The organism is Alcanivorax sp. HI0083 (genome assembly GCF_001635175.1).
The window spans coordinates 1-718 of the sequence record NZ_LWFX01000673.1 but is presented as its reverse complement, the minus strand read 5'-3'; the positions used below and the strand labels follow the sequence as shown (position 1 = coordinate 718).

Sequence of the window (718 nt, the reverse complement as noted above, 5' to 3'; positions counted from 1 at the left end):
CCACAGGCCGTCATCGCCTTGTTGCCAACCCAGTGCATCCCCGTTTTGGGTCAGAGTGAAGGGGCGTGCCGGTGCGAGAGGTTTACCGCGGCGCTGGGCCAGTTGTTGCAAAAACCAGTCATTGCCCAGGCGATCCAGGGTGTATTTAAAGCGAGCCCGGTGGCGGTCTTTACGGTCACCGAAGTCCCGCTGAATGCCCATGACGGTTTCAGCAAACGCAGGGGCTTCATTCGGGGGAATGAAACCGAGTACTTCGGCGGCGCGGGGATAGCTGTTTTCACGGGTATCCAGCTGCCCCATGCCGCCACCGACACAGATATTGAAACCTTGCAGTGCGCCGTCTTCCACGATGGCAATCAGGCCCAGGTCCTGGCCGTACACATCAATGTCATTGATGGGCGGAATCACATAACCCACCTTGAATTTGCGGGGCAAGTAGAGCGGCCCGTATTGTGGGTCCTCATCGGCCATGACCGGGCGATCTTCCTGATACCAGATTTGCGGGTAGGCACCGGTTTTGGGAATCAGTCGCTGGCTGGTTTCCCGGGCCAGGTCGGCCACTTGCTGGTGGATAGCAGATTGCGACGGATTGCTGCCACACACCACGCCACGACTGTCATCGCCGCAGGCGGCAATGGTGTCCAGGCCCAGGTCACGGATGCCCTGCATCAGTGCTCGCAGATACGGCTTGCGGATGCCATGGAGCTGAATGGTCTGC

The 718-nt window shown here is 59.5% G+C and carries 1 pseudogene; it reads right to left on the bottom strand.

Going from position 1 to position 718, the window contains the following annotated elements:
- Positions 1 to 718: pseudogene (locus A3754_RS06710) on the bottom strand (sulfite reductase); the annotation flags it as partial.